This is a genomic window from uncultured Methanobrevibacter sp. (assembly GCF_900314615.1).
In the GTDB taxonomy this organism is placed as follows: domain Archaea; phylum Methanobacteriota; class Methanobacteria; order Methanobacteriales; family Methanobacteriaceae; genus Methanocatella.
Window position 1 is genome coordinate 1 of record NZ_OMWA01000011.1, and the last position, 23,322, is coordinate 23,322.

Here is a 23,322-nt window from a genome sequence, read left to right on the forward strand (position 1 = left end):
CCAAACGAGGAGTTTTAAAACGAATATATCGCAGAGATCTAATTTGGAACGACAATCGAAAAAAGGATTTTGAAAATCAACAAAGTTTTTGAAAGAGTCTTAAATTTCAAACCAAAAAAGTTTTTGTAAGATTAATTATAAATTATTAATATACACTAATAAATGATATGTATGATTATGGGGGGAGTATATGAATAAAAAATTGGGATTATTGGCAATATTGGTCATTATTATCCTTGTTGCTTTTGGGTTTTTCATGTCTCATAGTTCTTCTACCAAAGAAATTCTTGTTGGTGAATCAAAATTTGTAATTCCTTCAGAATATCAGGAGCAGAATGTATCAAATCATCTTGTAAAAATCACTTCTGGAGATAACATCTATTTTATAAATGAAAATAATAATAGTAATATAACTTATTTTGTCGATTTTTATGTAAATCACAAAAATGTGACGGAAAATAAATCTGTTAATGTATCTCATTTGATGTATGGTGATTCTGATATATATAAGGCTGTTGTCAATGATAATGCTAGTATTGTTCATTATTGGTTTTTGAAAAATGGTAAATGTTATGAAATTTATACTGGAACTGCTAATTCAAACACAGACAATTTGATTTTAGATATAATAAAATCTTAGTTTAGAGTTTAATCAATGGTTTACTTTATTTGAAGAGTAATGATGATTATTTATTTAATATCTGTTTTAAAATTAATTTAAATTATGTATGTTCCTTTAAATATTTTTTATAATTTTGATATATGTTTTACATTCGAATATCCTGAATAAATAGTCATAATGTTTTCTATCAAACAATTTTTTAAAATTAAATAAAAACAATTTAAATGCATGTTCTATTAAAAAATTTTACAGGTAATGGAAATCTAGATTATCAATGTAACTATAATAAAAATATTGTGATATTCTATTTTGTAACTTTCAATATCCTAATATTTTATAAATCATTTCTTTTTGTATTTTTTAATTTAATAAACTGAAGATAATTTTATTTCTTTAAAATGAATTTTTATATTTGAATTAATACTTATTATGTTTCAACTTTCAAATGTAATATTTATTATTGGAGTTCTATTTTTGTTAATAATGGTGTGTTTAAATAAGTTGATAAATATATACAATATTAGGTGATTATATGAAAGGAATAGTTTTAGCTGGTGGTTCAGGAACTCGATTATATCCAATTACAAAAGCTGTATCAAAACAATTACTCCCGTTGTATGATAAACCTATGATATATTATCCCATTTCTGTTTTAATGCTTGCGGGAATTAAAGAAATTTTAATTATTTCTACCCCTAGAGATTTGCCTCAGTACAAAGATCTTTTGGGCGACGGGTCTGATTTGGGAATTTCATTCAAATATGAAGTCCAATATAATCCCGGAGGTCTTGCTGAAGCATTTCTCATTGGTGAGGATTTCATAGGTAATGACAATGTTGCTTTAATTTTAGGAGATAATGTTTTCCATGGTCACAGATTCAGTGAAATTTTAACAAGAGCAAAATCTTTAAAAGAAGGTGCAGTGATTTTTGGTTATTACACTAAAAATCCGGAAGCATTTGGTGTTGTTGAGTTTGATGATAATGGAAATGTCTTGTCAGTTGAAGAAAAACCAGAACATCCAAAATCAAACTACATTATTCCCGGCCTTTATTTTTATGATAATGATGTGGTTGAGATAGCAAAAAAGGTAAAACCATCTGCAAGGGGTGAAAAAGAAATCACTTCTGTAAATGATGAATATCTTAAAAGAGGCAAACTTAAAGTTGAACTGTTAGGTCGTGGAATGGCATGGCTGGATACAGGTACTCATGATGGACTTTTAGAAGCGAGTAATTTCATTGAAACAGTTCAAAAAAGACAATCTCTATATGTTGCTTGTCTTGAGGAAATCGCATTTAATTTTGGTTACATCTCCAAAGAAAAACTTTTAGAATTAGCTGAACCTCTTAAAAAAACAGATTATGGTAAATATTTAATTAGATTGGCTCATAATTCAGATAAATAAAAGGGTAAAAAAGAATCATACGATAAGAAAAATAACCTTTTATTTATAGTGATTGTTATGATTTTTATTTTTATGAATAAAAATCTAAATTTTTATGGGCAATCATTTTTTAATTAATCTAATCTTTGATAAAAGTAGTATATTAAATTTAATGCCATAAGTTTTTAAAACTAATGGCATTTTTGTAGGTTGTAAGCAAATCTCTTTGCTATTTTAAAATTTACTTTTTGTGTTTAATAAGTTTTATTAATTATTTTGTATGTTATTTATTTCACTGAATTTATTCATGTCTTAATTTTGTTGAAAAAATAATTTTTATTTTATTTATTTAAATTTGAATCCTGGTTGAAAAATAATTATAAAATATTTCTTAGAAAATTTATTCTTTCTATTTTGGATATTTGAAATGTTTAATAGTTTAGGTTAATCATCTAACTTCATATGATTGTGTGAAATGTATATTTATTTTAAAAACTTTTCATGTTAAAATATGACTTAAATTAAGAAAAAATTTATATTTAATTTAGTATAATATATTTACATGGATTATTGAAGATAAGTATTTATTTTATTTGTGTAACAATAGTACAAATATTTGTTTTTTTTTTGAATTTTTAATTCATTTTACTTGGATGTTATTTTGGTGTTTAAATGAAGATTGTTTCTATTACTATGGTTAAGAATGAAGTTGATATCATTGAATCTTTTATCAGATATCATCTAAATATTGTTGATGAAATGATTATTTTAGATAACTGTAGCAGTGATGAAACTCCGTTAATAATCTCTAAATTAATCGATGAAGGTCTTCCAATTAGACTTCTTGATGATTCAAATAATAATTTTGTTCAATCTTTTAAAATGAATATATTATTAGATAAAGCATTCAAAGAATATAGTGCGGATATTGTTTGTGTTTTGGATGCCGATGAGTTTTTAATATCTGCTGATAATATAAATCCTCGTGAAATTTTAAATAATCTTGATTTGAATGAGTATTATCTTGCAAAATGGATTACTTATGTTCCTACTAAAGATGATTTAGATGACTTGTTTATTCCTAAAAGAATAACTAATGTTAGGGATGAAAATGTGGAAAGTTTTTTCAAAGTCATTGTTACAAAAGGAATATTCAATATGTATTCTCCTAAGTTGAGAATGGGAAATCATAGTTTATCATTTCCGAATAATGAAAATCATCCTAAAGGTTCAGAGTTAACTTTAAAAATTGCTCATTTTCCTGTTAGGTCAATTGAACAATTAATCTCTAAAGTCAGTGTGGGTTGGCCAAATCTGATTTCAATAAATGTTGATAATAAACCTTGGGGTTGGCATTGGAAAAACATTTTTGAAAAATTTAAACTCCATAAATACATTACTATTGAGGATTTAGAAAATTTTGCTAAATATTATGCTCTTGAAGATTTTGAAGATGAAATTAATATTATTAATCAGCCAATTAGCACTGATTTTTGTAAAGATATTGAAATAAAATATCATTTTGATTATATTTATTTAAGAAATATCTTGGAGAATTATGAACGGTCTTCCAAACAATTAGTGTCATTTAAAAGATTAATTAAGGGTAATATGTTTTCATATTTGAATAATGATTATTTAATCATAAAAAATTCAGGTTTATTTGATGAAGAATGGTATCTAGAACAATATGGTCTTGAAAATGATGTTAATCCTATTTTTCATTATTTAATTTCATGGAAAGAAGATATGAATGATCCTGCAAGGTTTTTTTCATCAGAATTTTATCTTAAAACACATGTTGATGTTAAAAATGCTGGTGTGAATCCATTTGTTCATTATATTAATCATGGTATGAAAGAAAACAGAAAAATTGCTCCTTCACGACATGAGACTATTAAGATTTCTATTATTATTCCAGTTTTTAATGTTGAAGATTATTTGCATCAATGTTTGGATAGTGTTTTGAGTCAGGACTTTGTTGATTTTGAGGTTATCTGTGTTGATGATGGTTCAACTGATAATTCATTAGATATTTTGAAAAATTATGTTCAGAGGGATCTTCGTGTAAAAGTCATTTCTCAAACAAATATGGGTCCAGGTAATGCTAGAAATGTTGGCTTAAAACATGCTAAAGGAAAATATGTCTTATTTGTCGATTCTGATGATTTTTTATCAAAAAATTCATTAAGTCAAATTTATAATAATGCTGAGTCCAATCAATCTGATATTGTAATGTTTGATTTTTATCAATTTGATGAGTTAAATGACAAATGTGATAGGTTAGGCTGTCATTTAAATAATATATTTGTGGATAAAGATTTGAATAGTTTCACTTTTTCTTATATGGGTATTAAAAATCATGTATTGAATTCTTTTTTTAATTGTTGGTTTAAACTTTATAGGAAGTCTTTTTTAGATAGATTCAATATGGTTTTTCCAGAAAATATTTGTTATGAAGATGTAATATTTCATGTAAAATCATTAGTGTTGGCAGATTCTATTTCATTTTGTCCTGATTATGCATATAATTATAGATTTTCAAATCAAAATTCCATAATGAGTGATAAAAGCAAAATTTTTGACATTATTGATGTTGTAAATTCTGTTGAATCCTTTTTAAATGATGAGGGTATTTTTGAGGAATTTGAAGTTGAGTTTTATACTTTTAAAATTAATCAGTTATCTCAATATATTCGTTTTTGGGGAGATTCAGATTATTTCAATGCAGTTAAGAAAGAATTTGTTTTAATGAATGACTCTTCAGAATTTGATTTTAATAGGTTAAAAGAACCTGTAAAAGCAACTTTTGATAAAATTTTACAATCTGAGGATGAATTTGAGTTTATGGGTATTGAACATAAATATGGTAATTTTTCAAAGTCTCAAGTCAAAGTTTCATGTGTCATGCCGATTTATAATTGTGAAGACTTTTTGGTTGATTCTCTAAATTCTATTTTAAATCAATCTTTAGGTGATTTTGAATTTATCTGTGTTGATGATGGATCTAGTGATAATTCCTTAAAAATTCTAAGGGATTTTGAAAAAAAAGATTCAAGAATGAAAGTATTTTCATTAAGTCATGAAGGGGGAGGTAACGCTCGTAATTTTGCCCTAAAACATGTTCAAGGAGAATATTTGTATTTTATGGATGCTGATGATATCTTAGATTTAAATGCTTTTGAAGATTTTTATTCAATTTCAAAGTCTAAAAATCTCGATTTTTTAATGTTCAAGGCAAAGACTCATAATGTTGAAACTGATGAATATTCTGAAACTGATTATTACAATATGACAAAACTTTCAAACTTTGTTGGGGATAAAATTTTTAATTTTAAAGATCTTGGCGAGTTAATATTTAGTATCAACGTTACTCCATGGTGTAAATTTTACAATACTGGGTTTATCATAAACAGTGGTGCAAAATTTAGAGAAAATTCAAAATTCCATGACAACAACTTCTTCTGGGATATAATATTTCAGGCTGAAAGAATTATGTTTTTAGATGAATTTTACTATACTCAAAATATTCACTCTAAATCTTTAATCGAATCTGGCAGTGAGCGACATATTGATTCAATTTATGTTGCCAATGATATTATTGATTTATTCATTAAACATGGTCAATTTGATAGATTTAAAGTAAACTTATATAATAATAAGGTTTATCACAATATTAGAAGATATGGTGAAATTCAGGATGAATTCAAAGAATTATATTTCACAGAATTGAAAAAGGATTTTAAATCTTTAAAATACACTGATTTTAGAAACAATCTTTATGAACATTATAAATTTATTTTTGATTGTGTTTTAATTGCTGAAAACTATAATGATTTCAATCAGTTGAAGGAATTCTCTAAAGAGTTTACAAACAATAAATCTATAGATGATAAATTGAAAAACTATGGACTCTGGTACTATTCTTTGAAAAATGATTATCAACAGTTCTTTTCGGATAATCCAAAATCAATGAATATTTATAATTATTTGGTTTCAGTGATTATTCCAACATATAATTCAGAAGAATATCTGTGTAATGCTTTTAATTCTCTATTAAACCAGACAATTGGTTTTGAAAAGCTGGAAATAATTTTTGTAGATGATGCTTCTTCTGACAGAACACCTCAAATTATTGATGATTATGCTAGCAAATATGAAAATGTGGTTTCAATTCATATGGAGGAAAACAGTGGGTATGCAGGCAAACCAAGAAACATTGGAATTAACAACACTACCTGTGAATATTTAATGTTTTTAGACTCGGATGATATTTTCATGAAGGATGCTTGTGAAATATTATATGATGAGATTTCTCAAAATACTTTGGATTTGGTTAGTGGGGTTCACTGCGATGAAAATGAAGTTCCCGAGTATTTATGGCTCAATGTATTGACTGACCCTAAAGACAGTATTGAGTATAGGCGTCGGCAAAAGGAAAAACTTTTTGAAAATGATGATTTTTCACTTAAAGTCACATCCATTGATGAATATCCATCAATCATATCAAATGCAAACATTTGGGATAAAATTTTTAAAAAATCATTCATTAATGAAAATAATATTGTTTTTCCAGAAGGTATTCCAGCTGAAGATTCAGTATTTCTCTTTAATGCATTTTTAAATGCAAATGGCATTAAATTTATTGATAAAATCATCTTAAAACATTTTTATAAAAGGGAGGGTTCTATTCAAAATAAATTTTCAAAATCAAAACTCCAAAAAAGGTTGGATGCATATTATCATATGTATGAGTTAGCACATGATAAAAATAAAGTAATGGCATTTACTCATTATCTATTGGTCACTAAATTGCAGCATTTTTTACTTGAACAGATTAAATTATCTAATTTGCCTGTTGGTGATATTTTAGATTTATTGGAATATGCAAGACCATTATATGATTTATTTATACATTATGGGGGATTTATCCCTCAAAACTTAGAAATATTCAAAGATATTTCTGAAGGTAATTATGGAAAAATCTTTGAATTTATTTATGGAGATGTTCCAAGACAAGAGGAAATTAGAGTTATATCAATGGGGGATGTTTCTTTTGATTATAATTTATCTTCTGATTGGGTTAATCAATTTGAAAGCATCAAACCGGATTTCTTTATATGTGATGGATTTAAGGAAATAATATTTGGTGATATAAATTTAAGAAACATCTTAATATATTGTAAACAACATAAAATTACATCTATATGTTTGAATAAGAACTTAGCTGAATTGTACTCTGATTTTGATTATGTTGTAGAGTCTAAAGATTTTAAAACAATTTTGGATGAGGTCAATTTTAAATATATTCCTAAATTAATTCCTTCAAAAATGGATGATTCACGTTTATTAAAAGTTTCTCCAAATGAAATACCAAATGTAAAAAATGAGTAGGTAAATCACTAAATGATGCTAAATAATGGTTGAAAACTTTTCTGATGAAGAACTGTCTAAACTTACATCTGAAGAGCTCAAAAACTATTATTTATATCAGTTTGTACCTCACAGAGTACGTATTGAGGCATCTACAATCTGTCAGCTTAAGTGTGCAGGATGTGGATTTCAAAATGGCGAAGGAGATGATTCTTGGAAGGAATATATCACTAGAAGATACGCAACCTTTGATGTTAATGTCTTTGAAGTTGGCTTGATGGAGGTAATCATGTAACCTAAATATATTGAGGCTAAGGAATGTTTGATGACAGTACATCTGAATATTGAAAAGTACGGCTCATCTACTTGCTATGATTGGGATACTAGAAAAAACGGGAAAAAACAGGAATTGCATTTAAACTATAGTTAAACATCTCTAGTAATTTATAAAATGGTATTTTAGTAATGGGAAAAAAGAACATTTATGGGTAAAATCCTTGTGGAAAAATAACCTATTACATTCGGTCATAATTTAAGTGTTGTGGGCAAGATTTTCACATGCCTGTTATTATACACACTTTAAATAAAAGTTTTGTATTGCCCTAAATTGTATGACATTTTTTCTCCAGTTGGAGTTTTAATTTTCGCCTCAATTTTTCGAGGTTCTATTTTTGATTAATACAATTTTTATTGAATGATGTATAATATATTTGCCCTATTTTTTAATTTTCATCTATAAATAATAATGACTTATTGAAATCGTATGTTTAATCAAAAATATTGGGTAGTTGTATTCATCAATTATTTGCGATGTATGGATCATTTTAATGTTTAAGTCAATGAGATAAATTTAATTGGGGAATGTAATTTTTTATAACAATCTTTCAATGCTATTTTTAAGTAAACTACTCATGTTCATATATAGAAAAAAATGAAGATTGCTAAAAAATGTATGAAAATAAGCAATCTTCAATAAATTTATGTTTTTATAGTATTTAATTTATTTTATGATTTAATTTAGATTATTATGTTACAGTTGATTTAATTGTAATTAATTTATTGTTATTGCTTTGATATCCTCATTAGATAACTTTTTTACCAGCACATGGTCAGGACATCTTGCAGAAATCATGGACATGGGCTTTGTTGTCCGGGTACTATCTGCAAAACACATCCTCGAAAACGACTTACTCGTTGGAGTTACCAAGGCACTGATGAAATTGACTACGATAATTATGATTCTGAATTTGACGGTCAAATGTCAAATTGAACGGATGCTATGAAAATTCTCCAGACGTCAAGAAGTGTGTTGACGGCAAAGAGACTGAGCAGGTGATTAGAGTATGATGTTTGGTTATGAAACCAATGAAACTGACTCATTGATGCCATTTCCAATTGACCTTGCATGTAAAATCACAAACAAGTAAACTGAACTTTGGCAGTCCGCTAAAATTTCATACTTTAAGGTTTGACAGCATGGTCTTTGTTTCGGTTAACTACGATAAAGAGGGTTAGTCTTATTACTGGATGCAGTTGTTTTATCAACCTCTCTTGGCGATACAATGTCAGCTAATCAGGAGCAGCTAAAGGCAGATGTCCATGAAAAGTTATTTAAAGCGGTAATTCTGCAGGAGTTGATGAGCGAAAATACCAAAGAGCACATCACTCTGACAGGTGTATTTGAAATCGGGAGACATCATGGAGATGTGGCCTCACAGGTCGTAAAATAATTGTTGATACGTATGGTGGTCATGCAAAACACGGTGGAGGAGCATTTTCAGGAAAGGACTGCACCAAAGTAGACAGGAGTGCATGTTACATGGCAATATACATTGCAAAAACATCGTTGCAAGTGGACTTGCTGAGAAATGTGAAATTCAGCTGTCATATGCTATCGGTGTTGCTGAGCTAACATCCGTCATGGTTGATACCTTTGGAACCAGAGTGGATACAGGTGATAAGTCAATGGCTCAGATTGTACGTGAAAACTTCAAGTTAACTCCTGATGGAATCATCGAAACTCTTGATTTAAGACATCCGATTTATAAAAAAACCGCTAAATACGGACACTTCGGAATTCAAGACCTTCCATGGGAGAAAACTGATAAAGCGGAAGATTTGAAAAAATACATTAAATCCTAGAAACTATTAGTTTCTAAACTTTTTTTATTTTTTTAACATATGTGGTTGGGATGAAATGATTGTTTATATTGGTGTAATTTTTAAATTAATTTATTGGTAAATTATTTTCATAGTTAATTTAAAAAGTAGTTAAATTATATCTTGATTTTTTAACTAAATGGCAGTTGTGAATATAGCATAAAATTATTTCGGATAATTTCTTGAATGTGCATTTTTCATATATTCTTTTAAATATGTCTGTTAATAAGTTATAAATAAGATTATTTAAATACATTTTATCAATGTTTTAAGTTAAGTGTTTATTATGAAAACAGCCGTTCTAATCCCATGTTATAATGAAGCAAAAACCATTGAAAAAGTGGTTACTGATTTTAAAAGAGTGTTGCCGCATGCAGACATTTATGTCTATGACAACAACTCCACAGACAACACCGATAAAATTGCAAAAGATGCTGGAGCTATCGTTAGATATGAATACAAGCAAGGCAAGGGTAATGTTGTTAGATCAATGTTTCGCGACATTAAGGCTGACTGCTATATCATGGTTGACGGTGATGACACATATCCTGCGGAATCCGCTTGTGAAATTGAAAAACTCATTTTATCAAAACGTGCCGATATGGTAATCGGAGACAGACTCTCATCAACATATTTTGAGGAAAACGACAGGCCATTTCACAATAATGGAAACAAGATGGTTAGAAAATTCATAAACCTATTTTTTAAAAGTGATTTGCAGGACATCATGACTGGAATGAGAGGTTTTAGCTACAATTTCGTCAAATCTTTTCCGATTCAGTCAAAGGAGTTTGAAATTGAAACTGAAATGAGCGTATTTGCACTTATAAACAACTTCAAAATCAAGGAAATTCCAGTCGAATACAGAGACCGGATTGAAGGAAGTGAATCAAAACTGAACACTTACAGGGATGGGTATAAAGTCCTCATGATGATTGCTGCTTTAATCAGGGATGAAAGGCCGCTGCTTTTTTTCTCAGCAATCTCTTTAATACTTCTTATTATTGCGGGTATTCACTTCTTCCCAATATTATTCAGATACTTCTCAACAGGTTATGTGCTAAAAATCCCAACACTGATAATAATTTCAACAGTTGTAATCATTGCTTTCATTATCTTTTTTGCAGGCGTTATTTTGCATGTTCTTAAAAAACAGCACAGAGACAACCTTGAACATCACCTGATTTTACTCAATGAATTAAATGGGGATTAAATTGATAGATGACTGATGTTTTGGGATTATATTGTCTGATTTTAAAATGAAATCAGTTATCCTCGCAGCAGGATTGGGAACAAGACTGATTTGCCAACCAAAGCACAACCAAAGGAAATGTTGTCGGTTTATAACAATCCTGCTATCCAGAATGTTATGTGGGAAGCAATTTCTCAGGAATAGATGGCATTCTAATAGTTACGGCAGAATAAAATGTCTATTGAAGATCCTTCGACAAGTCATATGAACTTGAATACACTCTTCAAAAATCAGGCAAAGACAGGGTTTTAAAACAAGTCAGAAAAATTACATATCTTGATGATGTCTATTATATGTGAGACAAAAAATATTAAAGGATTGGGTCGATGCAATTTCATGTGCTGAAAGCACATTGGCGATGAACCGTTCGCAGTTCTTTTAGGAGATTCCATCACTAAAAGTACAAAACCATGCACAAAGCAGCTCATTGATGTTTTTAGAAAGTATAAAAAAACCTGCTATTTCAATTAGAGAAGTTTCATGTGACAATGTATGTAGTTACGGAATTGTTGATGGTAATAAAATCGATGATGATGTCTACAAGATTACTCAAATGATTGAAAAACCTAAAAGTAATCAGATTAGTTCCAACTTGCAATACCTGGAAGATACATTTTAATTGATGATATCTTTGACAAGATTAGAGAAATGGAACAGGATTTAACGGTGAAATCTAGTTTACCGATGCACTATTGAAATTTGATGATGTCTACGGTGTAAAATTCGGAGTAAAGTTTTCAATATTGAAAATAGGATTGGGTGGCACATTACTATTGGCTTTTCAATCTTGGACAAGGGGTTTCTGGGCGATTTAATCAATTGCATAAAAATTTTCATTGATTATCTATATGTCTTACAAAGTTTAATTTAAATTTTTCTTTATAATCATTCTGCTGTTTTTTCTGTGAAATTCAGGATATTTCTCACATCTGTTTTAAAATGGCTACAATGCATACATGTAGTTATGAAAAAATGATTGTTTATATCAGCACTATATTTAAATTAATTTGTGATTAAATTATTTTTATAGATGATTTAAAAAGTAGTTAAATTATAACTTGTTTTTTGGAGTAAATGGTAGTTTGAGGTTTGGATATTATTTTTGACATGTTGTACTTTCGTATGTTTTCATTGATAAGATACAATTTTTTGCTAAAATTGGCACGACGGAGCTATGGTGAAAATCTGCCTTATATATTTTGTAATCAAATTTGATAGTGTCAAATATTTATAATTTAAATTTTAATTAAATAAAATTCATATTTTAATCAATAAGTGTAATTTTGGCATTTATTAAATAATTTGGGGTTGTATCATGAGTTTTTTTTGAGGTTTTGAATTTTGGTATCTGTGTATCTTACAATAGGTAAGATACGCAAAAATGCTGAATTAACTTCTTTTAAAATCTTTTATTTTCAAATAAACCTATAAATATAGGTTTATAAATTAAAACAATAAATTTAAATAGTGCATGGAATATAATAATGAGTATGGGATGAAGTAATCAAGATAAAATAAGCGAAAGAAGTCTTTGCATAGACCATTACTGTTAGGGTCGAGGTAATGATCCATGAGCGAAAGACAAACAACATATTATGAATTATAATAAGTTAAGTTATATTATGGTACTCCTGCCTATTATACTTTATCTATTTTTAGCTTGAAGGCTTTTGTCCGCTTATTGATGTTTGCATTGCCGATTCCCATTTACAAAGGAGTGATGAATCAGTTATGCTCCGGGAGGTGATTTACATGAGTATCAAAACAAAACACGTTCTGTCAAAGGGGATGCCAAAGTATAAGATTATTGCAGTGCCAATAATCTTGGATGGGCTGATTTAACTCTATTCATTGGTGAAGGCATCTGACGTGAGAACTTGACTAAATGGGGGTCTTATTATGATTGAAGTTAGATCATCTAACTTAAGAGCTGTGGAATATAATCCGTCAACTCATACATTGACCATCTGGTTTCGAAACGGTAGTGTCTATGAGTATTATGGTGTTTCCCAAAACATCTATGATGGATTGCTTTTAGCCCAGTCAAAAGGCAGATACCACCACAGATACATAAAGAATTCCTATCGATACTGTAGGATTAGATAAATGATGATGTCTGGCTTTAACTTAAAAGCCAGATGTTAAATTATTAACATGGATTGGTGATAATATGAGTGATATTAGCTTATATAAAATTAATAATATTTCCAAATTGAAATCAAAATTAATAAAAGAGGGTTTTGAGAAAAAGAACAATACAAAGAAAGTCGAAATCGGCGAAGGAAAAGATAAAAAAGAATATTTGATGGAATTCTACTATGAACACGGCATGGACTTAAATGTGGTGTCTTGGCATAATTTTGCTGAAAATTTTGATGTCACTCCTTCTGAAGTCCAGTCAAATCCACGTGCAGTGATATTGATTGAAAGAGATGAATCGTATTATGCCATATCATTTGGAACGGCTTACCATTATGTGGAGCCGTTGTCTGATAAGCAGTGGGCATTCAATTTTGCAAAAAGACTAAATTATGACAAGATAAATCTGATGGCAACAACGATTCCACAATCTAAATTGACCAAACAGATTAGTTCCTATAGAAACTATAATGAAACGGATATCAATGTTGGTGAGGCATTAAGTAAGATAACTGCATATATGGAACCGGACGATGAACTCATTGATGTTGGAGAGAAACTTCAGGTAGGCAATTCTCTAAAACTGAAACTTGAGAAGGATGACCTTGAAACTGTTGCAAAAACAATATCTTATATTGAAGAGGTAATCTCAAAGGCTGATGTCCTGTGGGAAATTCCGCAGATAGTTGAAATTAAGGATGAAAAAGAACTTGAAAAACTTAATGCAAAGTTAAAAGAAGAGATATGCAAGTGGTCCGTTGAAAGACAAAAAAGCAATCTTCTAGACGTCAATAACTATGTGGTCTACAGCAATGATTTTAAAAATATTGATGATTTCGCAGAATTTCAACTAAAGTACAAAAAGAAGAATTCCAAAGAAAAGGCAATAGTGGAAAACTATGATGATTTAAGTATGGCTACAATACTAAAATTCATCTCTTCAAATAATATTGCATCTGATGATGTTTTAGACATCAACATAATTTTTTCAAATGAAAACGAGAAAATCCAACGGACTTTGGATAAGATAATAATCTATGATTGCATTGATGAAAACTGTGTATATGAGTATGGAAAATGGAGCAGGTACAACCAGCATTATATTGATATGGTTGAAAAGGAGATTGCAACAATCCCTGCAAAATTCTGTCCGGAATACCGCTTTGAAAGTGATGAATATGATAGGTTCATAACTGACAGAAATGGCAGTAATAATAAGGAGTATAATGAAACAACATTCAATGACTATCTTGTCAAATGTCATGATTTTGTAAATTATGATAAAGAACTGAGGCGGAAAAAAGGTTATGCAGTTGAAATAATGGATTTGTATAAAGATGGTGTTGCTTATTCAGTCAAGAAAGGCAGTGGTTCACAAAAACTATCTGTTGTAGTTGACCAAAGTATCGAGGGAATGAGATTCCTCATAAAGGAAGACACTAATTTTGCCAATAAAATCGAAACGGTTTGCATTTGGCTAATTTTAGACCGTAAAAAGGATATTCATGATGAAAATAATGTTGCAGACATTAACGAACTAGATATGCTAATGTTAAAAACCAAACTGGTGATATGGGCTCAACAAATGAGATTATGGGGATATAAGCCCGTTATTCAAATAAATTATAAAAAAAGATAATTATGCAATGATGGTGTCCTTGTTATTGTGTATGGAAATAAAAGGTCAATCGAAGATTATTTCGACAAGTCTTACGAATTTGAACAAACTCTGCAGAAGGTAGGTAAAGACAGTGTCTTAAAGGAAGTTCGAAAAATCACGGATTTAGTTGGGGTGTGCTAATCAGGCAAAAAATCAGAGAGGCATGGGTGATGAGCCTTTGTAGCTCTTTTGGATGCACAATAACAAAATCCCAAACTCCATGCACAAAAGGGCTGATTGATGTTTTCAACAGATTCGAAAAACCCACATGTTCTCTGAAGGTGATTTCAAATGACAAGCTTAACAAGTACGGCATTGTCGGCAAGTCAAATTGAAGAAAACATCTACAAAACCAATCAATTGATAGAAAAACAGAAGATTGATGAGGCTCCGTCAAACCGTGCAATGGCTGGCAGATATATCCTGACGTCGGACGTCTTTGACAAGATTCGTGAAATGCAAGAGGGTGTTGGTGGCGGAATACCGCTGACCGATACACTCACAAAACTTGATGAAGTCTATGGAGTGCTCTTTGAAGGCAGGATATATAATGTGGCAACCCGTTTCGATTGGTTAAGTCATCCATAGAATTCAGTCTTGAGGATTCAACTGGGATGAACTGATACAATATATGAAAACATTCATATAGTTATCTAGGTGTGGGGATTTAAACCAATTTGGCTAAACTTATAATTTCTTGGGAAGATTATTAGAGGTGCATAATATATAAATATACAAATACATATATATTAATTGCATTATTACTTTTCAAATGCTCTTGGAAAAAATAAATTTAATAGTATTAACTATAATTTATTTATATACTATTTGTATTTTATTAAAAACATTTATGTTGGAGATGTGTTAGTAGATGTTAAAACTTGTTGATACCACCTCAAAAACCATGGATGATTTAGTAAAGTTTTTGTTTTTTGAACTTAAAGAGAATAATGAACCTATAAGTGAAACTCAAATGCAAAAATTAATTTTTAAAATTAAAATGGAATTGGGTGGAAGTCATGAGTTATATGAAGAATTGCCATATTATTGGTATATACATGGTCCGTTTTCAGAAGTTGTAAGAGATTCATTTAACGACATTAAAAATAATTTTTGTAAATTACAAGCATATAATAAGGTCATACTCAAAAAACAGCATGATGATTTTAAAGATAGTGAATTAGTTGATAATTTTTCTGAAATTATAAAAATATCCAAGAAGATTATAAATAATCAAAACCTATTTGATAATATTGTAAAACATGTTTATAATATGTATGCGCCATATAGAGTTATGCTTCCATTTAAATTTGAAATCTATCAGATTGCTAATAATAATAGGTTTTCACAGAATTTTGATGTTGATGAATATGTGGATACATTTTATAAATGTGAATCACAATTACCTGATGATAAATATTTTGTTAACTTTTCAGAGATTTATTCTCAACTTTGCATAAATTTAGATTTAATTAATGATAATGGCACTTTTGATGAAAATTGGAGATTTTTAAGGAATCTTATTAAAGAACTATGGACAACATTTGCAAAAGGTCTTCGAGTAAAATCTAAAGATAACTATTATAATTATGAAATAGATGTTTGGAATCAAAAATTTGAGGATAATTTAAGAATATTGTCTCAATTTGTTGATAAGACTGAAATTCTCACTAATTACAATAGTTCATCTAATAATAATTACACATCTTCTCAAAAAAAGATTTTAAATACAACTATTGGAAGTTATTTGAGGGGTTAATTTGGTTGAATGTGATTATCATTTTTTAGATACTAATATTGTTTTAGCTTTAATTTTACCTAATGATGGGAGCAAGTCTGAAAGTGGAAAATATTTTACAAAATCAAGCCATGAAAAATATTTTTCAAACACTGCATTTAAGGAAGCTAAAAATGTTATAAATAATTGGAGGCGTGTTTCGTTAAAAATCATAACTTGTATTAAAAATTACTTAACACAAAATTTAATTAATTCTCAAAATGTAAATGCTCATTTTAGAAAAATTAAAGAATTATTTTTGAAAAGATATCAAGATGATGATTTTCCTGAGAATATGAAAAAGGAGAATTTTGAAAATGTAATTACTATCTTTTTTAATGAGTATGATAGTAAAATTAAACAAATATTAATCGATGATAACTTAAGTGAGTTGAATGTAATTTCAAAGGATATTAGAGATGCTTTTAAACAACTTCACAATGACCTCATAAGTTTTTTAGATAACTTGATTTGCATAACTTTTGTTGAAGAAAATACAAAATTAAAAGAACTTATTAAAATTGGTATTCACAAACCGGATAATGTATTAATTAATGAAGCTTTTGTTTTATCATTGTTTCTTGATCAGATAATTGGGTTTATAACTTTTGATAATGGAATTTTAAAGTATAATAATGAGATCATTAATCTTTTTTCATCTAAAATACATGTTTTAAATCCTATTGATATTTAGAAACGTTCATTAACGATTATTTAATTATCGTTATTTTTATAAAATAACGGATGTTATATTAATTTAATCAATATCTGTTTTTATCAATGTAGAATGTCTAAAACTTAAGCAATATAATCTTAAACTAATTCAATATTTTAATAGATAATATTTAGGGGGGGGGGGGTTGAATTTTGAATTCAATCAATTTCAAAACAAATTCTTTAATAAAAAATTTTAAAAATACTATAAAAGCTCTTCATCATTGCAAATGTGATTCAAAAACTTATTTTAGGTATAAATCAAAATTAAATATAGATAAAAATGTTGATATGCATATTAAGCAAATTATTTCTGAAATGATGAGTGAAGAAGTTATTGTGAACAATTTTTCAAAAAAATATATAATCACTAATGTCATATCTATTTTAGAGGAAATTCACGATAAAAATGGATTTAACTTAAATAATAATGATTTCAAAAATTTATATTTAAATTTAATTCGAGATTTCGAAAATGAGATTAACAATACAATTGAAAATGAATTTAAAGAATTTGAATTCATTTCGCATATAGATAATTTAAAATTATCTAGGGAAATTAAAATTGCTGATGTAATTTTATTTCCTTATGATTCATCAATTTCAGATTTAGCATATATAAATGATAATGAGTATGTTTCTGATGATTTTTTCAGAGATGATGAAGTCTATGCCAGAACCTGTGTATATGGTTCAAAAGATTATGCTATTAAAAAGTCAGAAGTAAAAATTAAAATGGCTTTAAATATTTTAAAATTTTTACTACCTGGTCATTTAACTAATTTTAATTTAGATGGGGAAACAGTTAAAAATGTTTTTAGAGACTATATCTTTCTTAATTCAAATGAATTATTTGGAGGGGGGGCACGAAAAGTCGGTGATTTTCACTTTTGTTGCGATATTGATGATGAGTTATTAAAAGGGATGTCTTTTAATTTAGAAATTTTGTCTTCATTATTTAAAAATAATAATCGATTTACTTTTGAAAATAATTTATTGTCTGCTATTTATTGGTTTGGTGAGGCAGTTTCTCAAGGCATGATGAAATATAGGGATGCAGATAATAAATATTCAACGGAATTAGATAATTTTGAATATTTTAATGCTTATCCAAAATTGTTAAATCTTATTATTTCTTTAGAAACTGTTTTTATTTATGGTAATGAAGATAAATCTAAAAGTATTTCTTCAAAAGTTTCTGCATTAATTGCAAATCCAGGATATGAAGAATTTATTTCAGAGTTTCTTAAAGAAATATATATTAATAGATCTAAAATAGTACATTCAGGAATTGTATATATTTCCAAAGATGACTTAAATACTTTGGTTAATTATACAAGAGCAGCAATATTTAAGATTGCAGTTATTAACCATTTAAATAGGGATAAAATTTCATATTTTAATAAAATATATGGTGTAATATGACTAATCCTAAAAAACAGCATTATGTTCCTCAGTTTTATTTAAGAAACTTTAAAGATGGGTCTTCTGATAATATAATTAATTGTTTTAATATTAAAACTAAAAAATATTACAAAGCATCTATTGATAAAGTCGCACAAAAGAAATATTTCTATCAATCTTCTAAAAACAATTTAGAATATCAATTATCTTTAATTGAAAAGGAATCTAGTAAATATATTAACAATTTGGTTGAAAATAAGAAATATAAATATTTAAATAATTTAAATATTAGGGCAAATTTATCATATTTCATGTCACTGCAGTTTATTAGAACAAATGATAAACGAGAATGGATAAAGAATCATTCTTATGAATTAAAAGAGGAAATTTCACAAGAAATAAAAATTCCTCTAAAATTTCAAAAGTTATTTGATGAATTTCCTTCAGATGAACATGTGAAAAATTGGCATTTGGAATATATTGAAAAATTTTCTTTGAAATTTTTCAAATATTTTTATTATAAAAAATGGATTTTAATTAAAAACAAGACTAATTTGAATTTTTGGACATCAGATAATCCTATTGCAATTTGGAATCCTATAAATCCTCAAGGTTTATGCAGGAAATGCAGTTTTATTTTCTTTCCACTGAGTTCAAAATTATGCCTATGTCTGGCGGATCCTTTTTATTTTTCTAATTTGGACCAGAGTAGAACTTCAAGTGTTGGAACTAATATTTTAAAGGCAACATCCTTTAAATTTAAGGAAGAAGTTGATGTTATTAATAATAATTTTCTGGAAGTTGATTCTTGTAATATGAATATTTTTTCAAAAGATTGTGATTTTGAAGTATTATTTAATAGGTGTCATTAAATAATATGATTTGACTGTAATTAAAATACTTTACCGTTTAAGAAGAGTATCTCTTCAATTAAGATATTGTGTGATGCAGTTTATTTAAATTGAAGTTACTGTTAGAATAGTTATTGGTAAATCAGGGTTATCTGGTGAGCAATGTTCAGGTCTTAATCGTATTAATTCATAAATAATTAATAGTATTGATTTAATACAAGTATATATGTTTTATTATTACTTGGTTATTGCTATATTTTCAAACATAATTGCCCTTAGTTTATCATGTGTAAATCCAGATATAATTAATACAATCATAAATGCAGTAATTGTTGGTTGTTTTAGTTTAGGAGGTATTATTTATACTCAGCAAAAGACAGAAAAAAGATATCAAAGTGAATTGAATCAAAAAGATAATCAGATGAAAGTTCAGGAAGATTTTTTCAATGATATGATTATATATATGTCTAATTATCCTCATAAGATACATGCGTTAATAAAATTAAAAGATATACTAAATGAATTAATTTCAGTTTATGATATTCCATTATATAGATCATCTCCAGTATTTGGATATGGTAAAATAAAACAGGTCTATGTCAAATCCCAAAATTTTATTAATTCTCCCTTATATTATTATTTAGATGATGATATAATATCAAAAATCGATCCACTATTTCAGGAACTGCATAAAAAATATGATACAAATCAAAGTGATTTATTTAAAATTCAAATGAATAAATATTCCACTCTTTTAACTGATAATCAATTTTTGGTTATAAAAAATATGGTTCCTGAAATTGAAAGCAGAATAAATGAAAAAATTAAACATGAGTTAGATAATACTTAATATGCTATGTGGGATGTAAATGATAAATGAATTTAAGATATCTGTTGATAAACTTTATAAAACTATTTCTATTAAAAAAGATTTATTAAATTATTCAAATGAAATCTATGATGATTTTTTTGATTATATTTTAGTTTTAATTAGAAATAGATTAATTAATTTATTAAATTCTAATTATGATGGTCAGATTACAATTAATGATTTAAATAATTTATTAATGGAACTAGTATATAAGTATCTGATTTTTGATGAAAAAAATGAAGAATATATAAAGATTATTTTTCTAATTAATAAGTTAAGTAATAATAAATATTTGCCAGTATTTAGTTCACCTAGTTGGAAAAAAATTGTAATTTTATCGAAAAATTATTTTTATTTATCAAATGATATTAATTTAAATGATGTATTAAAAAGGAATTATCCTAAGGAATTTATTAGATCAAATTGTATAAAATTTTTATTAGATAAAGGTTATTCAATTGAAATTGAGAGAAATAATATTAAATTCAAGGATTCTTTGGAAAAAGTTTGTTTAGATTTAGAAAATTTGATTCAGAGAGTTGGAGGTTTAACTTTACTAAATCATTTATTTTCTATTTTAATTTTTAGCCCTAAATTATCTAGGTTTTTATTTATTCAAGATTTAGAAAAAAATAGTTTGCATGTTCCATTTGATTTTTTATTTAATTTGTCATTAAAATATCCTAATTCTAATAATTTTAATAAATGTTCTTCATTAATTGAAGAGATAATAATATTATCGGTTATTGTAGTAGATTTACATTATGATATTATATTTGAAAATTTATTTAAGCATTGGTTTGTAGAAAATAAGCATATTATTGATTATTTAAAAAAAATAATATTACAAGATTCTATTTTATATATTCCTCAAAGCAATTTGGATTTGGAAATAAAGTTATGTGATTCTTTATTTAGGGGTTATGATGAAAAATTTAAAGTGGAGTTAAATTTTTCTTTTGATGATTTTTTATATTTATCAAAATATTTAAAAGAAAATTTTAATCAGAATTCAATCAATATTCTTTCTATTGAGAATCATTCTGAAATTAATAATGTTCAATGTATAAATGTATTAAATTTCATGTCTCATTGGTCACAAGTTAATAGTGACTATCTGCTACCAGATGATTATTTTAAACATGATTATTTTAAAAAGCCATTTATTAAAAATGGTTCTCACTATATTTTATTGCCTCCTTCTATTTATTCTAAAAATTACTATGAATCTTTTGTCTCATTTTTAAATAATTATGATGAAATTGGTGATAAATTAGAAGATTTTGTAGAATATTTATTTAAAAAAAATAATATTGATTATAAAAGAAATTGTGAATACAAGTATGGGGGAATTGCAGGAGAATGTGATTTTATAATAGAATGTGATGATTCAATAATTCTTATAGAATTAAAAAAGAAAGGTTTTACAAGAAATGCACAATCCGGGGATAATTATTCAATAATAATAGATTTATCTCAGGGTTTATTGATTTCTCAAATTCAAGCTTGTAAAGTAGAGTATTTATTGAAAAAGTATAATGATATTAAATTCCTAGACTCTGGTTATATTGAGTGGAATAATAGAGTAATTAAACGTGTATCACTAACTAGATTTGAATATGGTAGTTTTAATAATAAATTTGTTTTTAAAAATTTTATTAATTCATTAGTATGTGGGGAATATGATTTTTATAATATTGGTGATTACTATGAAAAGACTATTGATGAGTTTAAAAAGAATTTAGAAAATTGGCATATCTATTATAATAAGTTAAATGAACTTTATAATGATTCTGAAATATTTTTATCTAATTCATATTTTATTAGTTTATCAAAATTATTCATTATTTTAAATGAATCTTACGATAACAATTCTTTTGATAATTTGTTAAATAATGAGAATATTCACTATAATACTTTAGACTCATTCTATTGTTATTTTGAATGTATTAATGAAGAATTTAGAAATTTAATTAATGATAATTCCACACGACAAAAATTCATATTTTAAATTAGATCTGTTTGTTTCTAAAAACTGAATCAAGTTTTATAATTTATTTAATCTTCTTTTTTCATTGAATTTGTGTTAATCTGTAAATGTTATTAATCGTGTTTTTGAGTTTGTTTCTTTATTTTATAATTTTAGGCTTCTACTTCTATTTGTCATGTTAAATATTTTTTTATTACACTAAATATTGATTCCCCATTCTTTCTTCTTGAATATATTTCTTGATTGATTGTATTTTTGCTTTCAATCGATAATACTCATTTTTTTTGCTCGTGTTTTTAATAGTATTTTGATCTTATGCTTTTGCTTCTTCGTTTATACATTTTTTGGGAGGGGGGGGGTTCTGTGACGTATGCTATATCTACTGGGATGTATTTTTGATTATATTTCTTCATGTTTCTTATGGCTACTATTACAAAGCGTGTGTCAAATCTTAGACCTCTTTGGGCTGCAAAATGAAGAATAATCTTGAGTCTACGTCGATTGGATATGGTTTTTTACGTACCTTTTTTCTTTCTTTTTGCATTATTATTGTGTAATATTTGTCAGCGTAGTCATTAGTTAATTAACTTCTATCCAAGCAATAATTTCACCATTTTGATGATTTATTAATATTTGTTATTTAATTCTTGTAATGCTGCTGTTTGAAGTCTTTGAAAGAATTTCTGGAGTGTTGTGTAGTGTAAAACTTTTTTAAGTGCAAATATATTTGTATTTTATCAGATAACTTCAATAAATCTATTATCTATCTGTATGTGCTTCGAATGTAGATTTTCACTGCTAAAAGAGTGAATAATGTGAGGTGTGTATAATCATACTAAACAAATTACTTTTGAATTATTATTTAATAATGATAAAAAATTAGATTATCACATTGGAACAGTACACCGTGTGAAAGATTGTTCTTTAGAAGCAACATTACTTATTTTAAAAAATCAAACCCAAGATGAAACACTATATCGGACTGTACTTCATGATGATTTAACTTTAATTAATAATGAAGAGTTAAGGATTGTTTATGTTGCTCTGTCACGTCCTAAAAAACTTTTATATTTGGCAGTCCCTGAAAATGATTATGACTTGTGGAAATCATTGTTTTCATAA

General features: G+C 27.2%; 20 protein-coding genes and 1 pseudogene. All 21 read left to right on the forward strand.

All coding sequences use genetic code 11. The annotated features are described in order from the left end of the window. Positions 1 to 190 precede the first annotated feature (190 nt). The 21 genes and pseudogenes from QZN33_RS04570 (at position 191) to QZN33_RS04670 (ending at position 23,322) form a co-directional block, all read left to right on the forward strand. A complete protein-coding gene (locus QZN33_RS04570; RefSeq protein WP_296789772.1) occupies positions 191 to 640 on the forward strand; it encodes a hypothetical protein in 450 nt (149 codons plus the stop codon). Between the two features lie 514 nt (positions 641 to 1,154). Next, positions 1,155 to 2,030 carry a glucose-1-phosphate thymidylyltransferase RfbA gene (rfbA, locus tag QZN33_RS04575; RefSeq protein WP_296789773.1) on the forward strand — a complete coding sequence of 292 codons (876 nt, stop codon included), beginning with the start codon at positions 1,155 to 1,157 and terminating at the stop codon, positions 2,028 to 2,030. Between the two features lie 672 nt (positions 2,031 to 2,702). After that, complete coding sequence (locus QZN33_RS04580; RefSeq protein ID WP_296789869.1) at positions 2,703 to 7,403, forward strand: glycosyltransferase; 4,701 nt, start codon at positions 2,703 to 2,705, stop codon at positions 7,401 to 7,403. 25 nt (positions 7,404 to 7,428) lie between these two features. Continuing rightward, positions 7,429 to 7,677, forward strand: coding sequence for a hypothetical protein (locus QZN33_RS04585; protein WP_296789774.1), 249 nt, complete (start codon positions 7,429 to 7,431; stop codon positions 7,675 to 7,677). Positions 7,678 to 8,487: 810 nt separating this feature from the next. After that, a complete protein-coding gene (locus QZN33_RS04590; RefSeq protein WP_296789775.1) occupies positions 8,488 to 8,652 on the forward strand; it encodes a hypothetical protein in 165 nt (54 codons plus the stop codon). Between the two features lie 76 nt (positions 8,653 to 8,728). Further along, positions 8,729 to 8,809 carry a hypothetical protein gene (locus QZN33_RS11740; protein WP_369333250.1) on the forward strand — a complete coding sequence of 27 codons (81 nt, stop codon included), beginning with the start codon at positions 8,729 to 8,731 and terminating at the stop codon, positions 8,807 to 8,809. 135 nt (positions 8,810 to 8,944) lie between these two features. Continuing rightward, positions 8,945 to 9,112 (forward strand): hypothetical protein, encoded by a 168-nt coding sequence (locus tag QZN33_RS04600; protein ID WP_296789777.1) that lies wholly within the window; start codon positions 8,945 to 8,947, stop codon positions 9,110 to 9,112. Further along, positions 9,112 to 9,524 (forward strand): annotated as a pseudogene (locus QZN33_RS04605) (methionine adenosyltransferase domain-containing protein). Before QZN33_RS04600 ends, QZN33_RS04605 begins: the two are co-directional and overlap by 1 nt. A 304-nt stretch (positions 9,525 to 9,828) precedes the next feature. Next, entirely contained in the window at positions 9,829 to 10,755 is a 927-nt protein-coding gene (locus QZN33_RS04610; protein WP_296789779.1) for a glycosyltransferase family 2 protein, read from the forward strand. A 469-nt stretch (positions 10,756 to 11,224) separates the two neighbouring features. Then, complete coding sequence (locus tag QZN33_RS04615) at positions 11,225 to 11,413, forward strand: hypothetical protein (protein WP_296789780.1); 189 nt, start codon at positions 11,225 to 11,227, stop codon at positions 11,411 to 11,413. Positions 11,414 to 12,693: 1,280 nt separating this feature from the next. Beyond that, positions 12,694 to 12,900 carry a KTSC domain-containing protein gene (locus tag QZN33_RS04620; protein WP_296789781.1) on the forward strand — a complete coding sequence of 69 codons (207 nt, stop codon included), beginning with the start codon at positions 12,694 to 12,696 and terminating at the stop codon, positions 12,898 to 12,900. Between the two features lie 64 nt (positions 12,901 to 12,964). Then, entirely contained in the window at positions 12,965 to 14,572 is a 1,608-nt protein-coding gene (locus QZN33_RS04625) for a DUF6119 family protein (RefSeq protein ID WP_296789782.1), read from the forward strand. Positions 14,573 to 14,763: 191 nt separating this feature from the next. Next, positions 14,764 to 14,928 (forward strand): hypothetical protein, encoded by a 165-nt coding sequence (locus QZN33_RS04630; protein WP_296789783.1) that lies wholly within the window; start codon positions 14,764 to 14,766, stop codon positions 14,926 to 14,928. Next, positions 14,909 to 15,181 (forward strand): hypothetical protein, encoded by a 273-nt coding sequence (locus QZN33_RS04635; RefSeq protein ID WP_296789784.1) that lies wholly within the window; start codon positions 14,909 to 14,911, stop codon positions 15,179 to 15,181. Before QZN33_RS04630 ends, QZN33_RS04635 begins: the two co-directional genes overlap by 20 nt. 283 nt (positions 15,182 to 15,464) lie before the next feature. Further along, a complete protein-coding gene (locus QZN33_RS04640) occupies positions 15,465 to 16,352 on the forward strand; it encodes a hypothetical protein (protein ID WP_296789785.1) in 888 nt (295 codons plus the stop codon). Position 16,353: 1 nt separating this feature from the next. Continuing rightward, on the forward strand, positions 16,354 to 17,064 hold the full coding sequence (locus QZN33_RS04645) for a hypothetical protein (RefSeq protein WP_296789786.1): 711 nt from the start codon (positions 16,354 to 16,356) through the stop codon (positions 17,062 to 17,064). A gap of 173 nt (positions 17,065 to 17,237) precedes the next feature. Further along, positions 17,238 to 18,509, forward strand: coding sequence for a HEPN domain-containing protein (locus tag QZN33_RS04650; protein WP_296789787.1), 1,272 nt, complete (start codon positions 17,238 to 17,240; stop codon positions 18,507 to 18,509). Continuing rightward, positions 18,506 to 19,360 carry a DUF4238 domain-containing protein gene (locus QZN33_RS04655; RefSeq protein WP_296789788.1) on the forward strand — a complete coding sequence of 285 codons (855 nt, stop codon included), beginning with the start codon at positions 18,506 to 18,508 and terminating at the stop codon, positions 19,358 to 19,360. Before QZN33_RS04650 ends, QZN33_RS04655 begins: the two co-directional genes overlap by 4 nt. Before the next feature lie 220 nt (positions 19,361 to 19,580). After that, positions 19,581 to 20,189, forward strand: coding sequence for a hypothetical protein (locus QZN33_RS04660; RefSeq protein WP_296789789.1), 609 nt, complete (start codon positions 19,581 to 19,583; stop codon positions 20,187 to 20,189). Between the two features lie 19 nt (positions 20,190 to 20,208). Further along, positions 20,209 to 22,221: a hypothetical protein gene (locus QZN33_RS04665; RefSeq protein WP_296789790.1), complete on the forward strand. Its 2,013-nt coding sequence runs from the start codon at positions 20,209 to 20,211 to the stop codon at positions 22,219 to 22,221. An 888-nt stretch (positions 22,222 to 23,109) separates the two neighbouring features. Next, on the forward strand, positions 23,110 to 23,322 hold the full coding sequence (locus QZN33_RS04670) for a hypothetical protein (protein WP_296789791.1): 213 nt from the start codon (positions 23,110 to 23,112) through the stop codon (positions 23,320 to 23,322).

What these genes read in the sequence shown, in the direction of transcription:
- QZN33_RS04590 (WP_296789775.1), top strand. Translation starts at nt 8,488, where the DNA reads ATGGTCAGGACATCTTGCAGAAATCATGGACATGGGCTTTGTTGTCCG.
- QZN33_RS04600 (WP_296789777.1), top strand. Translation starts at nt 8,945, where the DNA reads ATGTCAGCTAATCAGGAGCAGCTAAAGGCAGATGTCCATGAAAAGTTA.
- QZN33_RS11740 (WP_369333250.1), top strand. Translation starts at nt 8,729, where the DNA reads ATGTTTGGTTATGAAACCAATGAAACTGACTCATTGATGCCATTTCCA.
- QZN33_RS04620 (WP_296789781.1), top strand. Translation starts at nt 12,694, where the DNA reads ATGATTGAAGTTAGATCATCTAACTTAAGAGCTGTGGAATATAATCCG.
- QZN33_RS04580 (WP_296789869.1), top strand. Translation starts at nt 2,703, where the DNA reads ATGGTTAAGAATGAAGTTGATATCATTGAATCTTTTATCAGATATCAT.
- QZN33_RS04610 (WP_296789779.1), top strand. Translation starts at nt 9,829, where the DNA reads ATGAAAACAGCCGTTCTAATCCCATGTTATAATGAAGCAAAAACCATT.
- QZN33_RS04630 (WP_296789783.1), top strand. Translation starts at nt 14,764, where the DNA reads ATGAGCCTTTGTAGCTCTTTTGGATGCACAATAACAAAATCCCAAACT.
- rfbA (WP_296789773.1), top strand. Translation starts at nt 1,155, where the DNA reads ATGAAAGGAATAGTTTTAGCTGGTGGTTCAGGAACTCGATTATATCCA.
- QZN33_RS04570 (WP_296789772.1), top strand. Translation starts at nt 191, where the DNA reads ATGAATAAAAAATTGGGATTATTGGCAATATTGGTCATTATTATCCTT.
- QZN33_RS04615 (WP_296789780.1), top strand. Translation starts at nt 11,225, where the DNA reads ATGTTTTTAGAAAGTATAAAAAAACCTGCTATTTCAATTAGAGAAGTT.
- QZN33_RS04665 (WP_296789790.1), top strand. Translation starts at nt 20,209, where the DNA reads ATGATAAATGAATTTAAGATATCTGTTGATAAACTTTATAAAACTATT.
- QZN33_RS04585 (WP_296789774.1), top strand. Translation starts at nt 7,429, where the DNA reads ATGGTTGAAAACTTTTCTGATGAAGAACTGTCTAAACTTACATCTGAA.
- QZN33_RS04625 (WP_296789782.1), top strand. Translation starts at nt 12,965, where the DNA reads ATGAGTGATATTAGCTTATATAAAATTAATAATATTTCCAAATTGAAA.
- QZN33_RS04640 (WP_296789785.1), top strand. Translation starts at nt 15,465, where the DNA reads ATGTTAAAACTTGTTGATACCACCTCAAAAACCATGGATGATTTAGTA.
- QZN33_RS04655 (WP_296789788.1), top strand. Translation starts at nt 18,506, where the DNA reads ATGACTAATCCTAAAAAACAGCATTATGTTCCTCAGTTTTATTTAAGA.